We start from the raw sequence: 6,393 nt of genomic DNA on the forward strand, positions 1-6,393 counted from the left end.
TTTCGCCTTGCGAAAAGGAATGGGTGCGCCCATATCGTTATTTGTTATGGCTGTTTGTTGCCATGCAATCACACTTAGCGTCACCCTTAGCATGTCTATTACTTAGGCATAAATGGCTGTACTGGATGTAATAATTCACTGCCAATAGAGATGTAAGTAATTAGACTTAATGAGCCTAAACAGAGTAAATAGATGATCAAAATCTGAGCTATTTTGCGGATGAGGGGACGGTTACTGCTTATTCCCCATTTTAATATCACGCGGTATAACCCAATGATGCCATGTACTAATACGACCGGAAGGAAGACGATATATAAGAGCCAAGCGTGGCCATCATAGACTCGTTCGGCCGAGAGGTGTGGACCAATTTCAGGATTCAAAATCATAGTCCCAAGGTGCGCGGATACTAAGAAAAATAACACGAACCCAGTGATCATCTGCCAGTACCATGCTCGAGTATCTTTATGTTTTATATTGGACATAAAGCCACGCAGTGCCCGCCATTGACCTATTTGCACCGGAAAACGACGTAATGCCAGTGCTGCGTGAACGACAACTAACACTAAAATAAAGACCGAAAAGATTTGTGTCACTATCTGGAAGCCATGCCCCGTAGAACTAAACATGCTACCTTCCAGTAACTGCACGACATGAAAGAAGGTTTCTTTGCCTAATAAAATGCTTGCCTCAAAATGCATATGCACTAATAAGAAAGCGCCCAGTAAAATACCGGTCAAACTTTGTAAACAGTCGGCTCTCGCCGACCAAGCTTGCCCAAATGGTCCGCCATTTATGGCGGTTGGAACACGCGTTTTTGTTGACATTAATTCACCACTTAAAAGGTTTGTCATGATGTAATTGCGCAAGCATTACGCCAAAACAAAGTCTATAGATACAGATTAAAATAAGCGGGTTAATCCAGTTGTTGGCATTAGCCCGTCAATTATTTTGCTTTAAATTGAGCTATAAAACCATGCCGCCAAACAAGAAAGCTAACGCGACACTGGTAGCAATGGTCACCACTCCTGGGATCAGGAATGGGTGGTTAAATACAGCTTTACCAATTCGAGTCGAACCGGTGTCATCCATCTCGACAGCAGCCAGTAGTGTTGGATAGGTAGGTAATACAAACAACGCACTTACCGCAGCGAAAGAGGCAATAGCAGTCAAAGGACTTACACCAATAGCTAAGGCTGCAGGCATCAGCGCTTTAGTTGTGGCCCCTTGTGAATAGAGCAGCATAGAAGCGAAGAATAGGGTTACCGACAATAACCAAGGCTGATTTTGCAATAAAGTACCGGCAAAACCTTTGATTTCATCAATATGATTAGAAACAAAAGTATCGCCTAACCACGCAACGCCCAACACACAGACACAGGCAGACATACCTGATTTAAAGGTGGCAGCATTCGATATTTTGCTTGCGTCTAATTTACAAATAATCGTAATAGCTGCAGCTGCAGTTAGCATTATCACCATGATGGCTGAGTTGCGAGGCAAAACAGGATCAACAATTAATCCCACTTTTTCCGAAATTGCAGTGGCATAAATCATCACGGTCGCAATCGCTGTCAAAAAAATCACTACTGAACGTTTAGCACCGTCTTTAATATTAATTTGGGTTTTACCGCGTTTTTTGATTAATCCTTTGGCCAAACGATCTTGGTAGACAGGATCTTCCGCGAGTGGTTTACCCATTACATTGGCTATGACGGCCCCGACCATACAGGCGATAAAAGTTGAAGGGATACATATGGCTAGGAGTACTAAATAATCCACTCCAAAGGGTTCTAGGATGCCCGAGAAGAACACAACTGCCGCCGAAATAGGTGAGGCGGTAATGGCGACTTGAGATGCTACAACTGCAATAGAGAGAGGGCGAGATGGACGTATACCTTGCTCTTTTGCCACTTCGGCAATAACAGGTAAGGTTGAAAATGCTGTGTGACCCGTTCCCGCAAAGAGTGTCATAAAGTAAGTGACGACAGGTGCCAGAAAGGTGATTTGTTTTGGATGTTTACGTAATAACTTCTCTGCTAGTGAGACGAGATAGTCCATCCCACCCGATTCTTGCATGGCTGCAATGGCGGTGATTACCGACATAATGATTAGGATCACATCAATCGGTATAGTCCCCGGTGTCAGTCCAAGTCCCATTGTCAGTATCAGTACCCCGAGACCGCCAGCAAAGCCGATCCCCATGCTACCCATTCTTGCACCTAGGTAAATCGACCCAAGTACAATAATTATTTCTAATATAATCATAGCGTTAACTCTGTTTTGTTGTTAATTGCCAATGTATCTCTAAGTGTCAGTTATACACAGGCTTATTGTTGAATAATCGAGTTTGGGCTGAGGAGGATCCCCCAGCCCCACTGAGTTACACTTTGGTTTTGCTCGTATTTCGTTTAGCCTGAAACTTAGGATGCATCAGATTTTCAACCGAGAGAATTTCATCTAGTTCTTCAACGGTTAATAAACCGCGCTCTAACACCACTTCGCGAACATTTTTACCCGTTTGGGCGCAAATTTTGCCGATAATGTCACCTTCATGGTGGCCGATAATTGGGTTAAGGTAAGTCACGATACCGATGGAGTTCATCACATGGTTCATACAGATTTCTGGGTTGGCAGTGATCCCTTCAACACACTTCTCGCGCAGCGTGACACAGGCATTCCCCATAAGACTGAGTGACTCAAACATCGCCTGACCAATGACAGGTTCCATTACGTTAAGTTGTAATTGGCCCGCTTCGGCGGCCATAGTAATAGTGATATCGTTACCGACAACCTTAAAGGCGACCTGATTAACGACCTCTGGGATTACAGGGTTGACCTTGGCGGGCATGATAGATGAACCCGCTTGCAACTCAGGTAAATTGATCTCTTTGAGACCGGTACGTGGACCCGACGAAAGCAAGCGCAAATCATTACAGATTTTGGACATTTTAATAGCCATACGCTTAATAGCACTGTGTAGCATGACGTAGGCGCCACAATCCGATGTCGCTTCAATCAAATCTTCCGCTGGCACATAGTTGCGTCCAGTTATTTCCGCCAGACGTTTAATGGCCAGTGAGGAGTAACCTTCTGGGGTATTAAGACCCGTACCAATGGCCGTTGCGCCTAAATTCACTTCGAGTAATAATTCTTGGCAACGCTTGATGGATTTAATCTCTTCTCGCAGCGTGACAGCAAAGGCATGAAACTCTTGGCCTAATGTCATAGGCACTGCGTCTTGTAACTGAGTGCGGCCCATTTTTAAGACGGTCTCAAATTCTTTGGTTTTAGTATCAAAAGCACTGATGAGATCGGTTAATGCGTCTAGTAGGGTATCAGTGCTGTTGATCACTGCAATTCTAAAACCCGTTGGATAAGCATCATTAGTGGATTGGCACTTATTAACATGGTCATTAGGATTGATGACATCATAACGGCCTTTTTCTAGCCCCATGAGTTCTAATGCTACGTTGGCTAATACCTCATTGGTATTCATGTTCACCGAAGTTCCAGCGCCACCCTGATAAACATCGACTGGGAATTGATCGACGAATCGCCCTGTTGTGAGGATCAGATCGCAGGCTTCAATAATCTTATCGGCGATTTCGGGGTTAACGACACCCAATTCGCTATTAGCCATGGCAGCCGCTTTTTTTGTCAGCATCATGCCTCGAACTAATTCAGGGACATCGGAAATTTTTTGATTACTTAGTTTAAAGTTTTCGATGGCACGTAATGTGTGTATTCCGTAATAGAATTCATTGGAAACTTCTTTATTACCCAATAAGTCTTCTTCGATCCGTACGTTATTAGTATCTTTCATTTCGGTCCTATTAAATCTAGTTAATAGTAAGATATATTTTCGACCTTAGAGTTGGGGATGTGTATATAAATTTAAGTTACACATGAAAATTACTCTTCGAAAACATAAAGGAGAATCGTCTCCTTAACTATTGAATTGAAGATTACTCTTTTAGAGGTAGCTCAATATCGATGAAGATCACTTAAACGCCAGAAATGGAAGGTTTTTTTTAGTTGTTAGATAAATATCTCAACTAGATAAGTTTGTGTGAGCTATTACGTCTTGATATAAATTAGATAATATTTTGTTATTTTATTTATTAACTTGTGAAATAGTTATCCAAAGTTTTATTAAATAAATAGCCGTATAAAGTTACACTCTATTAATTAACGAATTTTATTTTAATCCATTAGATATTTTTAATAAAGAGTAGGTTAATCAAGATGTATTTGAGGTTTAATAAATAGATCGTGTTATTCAAATGTTGATATTTAATGCAAGTCTATTAGGTTTGCATAATAAAGGGTAGATTAATCAATATATATATATTTTAGTGTTAATCTATCAAACGTTGTTATTTAATGCTGACCTATCAGGTTTGCTTAATAAATAATAGGTTAATCGAAATATATTTTTTAGTAATAAATAATCAGCGGTGTTACTCGAATGTTGTTGTTTAATACAAACTTATTAGGCTTGCTTAATAAAGGATAGATGAACAAGTATATATTTTATTTGTATTAACCAATCAGCGGTGTTACTCATATGTTGTTATTTAATGAAGGTCTATTAGGTTTGTTTAATAAATAATAGATTCATCAATATATATTTTTTAGTATTAACCAATCAACGGTGTTACTCGGATGTTGTTATTTAATGCCGGTCTATTAGATTTTTTTAATAAAGAAAATATTAATTAAATTGGTATTATAAGGTTAATCATCCTACTATGTTACCTTAGCGTTAATATTGAATGTTATTAGTAATTTTTAGTAAAGAACAGATAAGTTAATTTGTATTTAATTATTAATAAATTAAATTTTTTGCTCCAATATTGTTATTCTATTTTAGTGAGAACTGTCACAGTGATACTTAAATAATAGTGCAAACTGTGGGGCGTTTATAATGAATAAAAGGATACAAAGATGAAATTTTCTATGCGTAAGCTCTTGCTTTCAGTCACCTTGGGGTTATTTATCTCCTCTGCGGCGCAGGCACTTCCACAGGTACACATTATTGCCACTGGTGGGACTATTGCTGGGGTGGGCCAGTCGGCCACTGAGTCTACTTATCAGTCTGGAGAGGTGGGGGTTAATAGTTTAATTGCGGCTGTGCCAGAGATGAAACAACTTGCCGATATCCAAGGTGAGCAACTGGTTAAAATCGGTTCACAGGACATGAACGATAAAGTTTGGCTAGCTTTAGCCAAGCGGATTAATATTTTACTGGCCGATAAAAGTGTCGACGGCATCGTCATTACCCACGGTACCGACACCTTAGAAGAAACCGCCTATTTTTTGAATCTAACTGTTAAGAGCGATAAGCCTGTCGTACTCGTTGGTGCAATGCGTCCATCAACCGCGATGAGTGCCGATGGTCCGATGAATCTTTATAACGCGGTTGCCATCGCTGCTAACCCTGAATCTAAAGGCCGAGGTGTTTTAGTCGTAATGAACGATACCGTACTTAACGCCCGCGATGTGACTAAGACTAATACTACCGGAGTGCACACCTTTGCCGCGCCTAATTTTGGTCCACTTGGCGTCCTTCATAACAGTAAGGTTGAATACATGGGCAACACTGAGCGTAAACATACGACTCAAACGCCTTTTGATATCAGTAAACTCGACAAGCTACCAAAGGTAGGCATCGTTTATAACTACGCTAATGCCAGTGATTTACCCGCCAAAGTTATGGTTGAAGCGGGATTTGATGGCATAGTGAGTGCTGGTGTGGGTAACGGTAACATGTACCACTCTATATTCGACACGTTAGCTCAGGCGAGTAAAAAAGGGATTTTAGTTGTTCGCTCTAGCCGCGTACCAACGGGTGCTACGACTCTTGATGCCGAGATAGATGATGACAAATATGGCTTTATCGCTGCAGGCAATCTTAATCCACAAAAAGCCCGTATTCTGTTGATGCTATCTTTAACCCAAAGCAAAGATCCTCAACAAATTCAGCGTTGGTTCCAGACGTTTTAGGCGCTAATTTATGTGATTAGCACTAAATTTCATCGACTATGTTATCAAGCCAGCGGCCACTCCGACTGGCTTTTTTATGTGCTACATTTTGATTTTTATCAACATCACAGTCGTGGCGCCGAACAAAGAACATCCGTGCAGTTTAGTTTATCTTGGGGCATTCTAGAGTGGATACCGGCAAAGATCTGTACTATCTAAACGCTTTGGGTTAGAGAACATGTTCTGGCTCATTGCTGTCTAAAATCATATTGCTGTCTAAAACCATATTGATTTTGGCTTGTACTTGATAATGTAATCGAATTGTATTGCATATATACCCGTGATCATTGAAAATGCTTGATTTTGTCCCAAATGGGATCATCATAGCCCCATGAAACAAATTACACT

Annotated in this window: 4 protein-coding genes; 1 reads left to right on the plus strand and 3 read right to left on the minus strand. The window is 40.6% G+C overall.

From position 1 onward, the window contains the following. Positions 1-98 precede the first annotated feature (98 nt). The 3 genes from AAEY93_RS15050 to aspA form a co-directional block, all read right to left on the minus strand. Positions 99-824, minus strand: coding sequence for a fumarate reductase cytochrome b subunit (locus tag AAEY93_RS15050; protein ID WP_351077971.1), 726 nt, complete (start codon positions 822-824; stop codon positions 99-101). 139 nt (positions 825-963) lie between these two features. After that, a complete protein-coding gene (locus tag AAEY93_RS15055; protein WP_124012749.1) occupies positions 964-2,265 on the minus strand; it encodes an anaerobic C4-dicarboxylate transporter in 1,302 nt (433 codons plus the stop codon). 115 nt (positions 2,266-2,380) lie between these two features. Next, entirely contained in the window at positions 2,381-3,823 is a 1,443-nt protein-coding gene (gene aspA / locus AAEY93_RS15060) for an aspartate ammonia-lyase (RefSeq protein ID WP_124012748.1), read from the minus strand. A gap of 1,124 nt (positions 3,824-4,947) precedes the next feature. Here aspA and ansB point away from each other — a divergent pair. Then, complete coding sequence (ansB, locus tag AAEY93_RS15065; RefSeq protein ID WP_101033199.1) at positions 4,948-6,006, plus strand: L-asparaginase 2; 1,059 nt, start codon at positions 4,948-4,950, stop codon at positions 6,004-6,006. Positions 6,007-6,393 lie beyond the last annotated feature (387 nt).

The sequence above is a fragment of the Shewanella sp. CAL98-MNA-CIBAN-0140 genome, from assembly GCF_040309905.1.
Lineage (GTDB): Bacteria > Pseudomonadota > Gammaproteobacteria > Enterobacterales > Shewanellaceae > Shewanella > Shewanella psychromarinicola.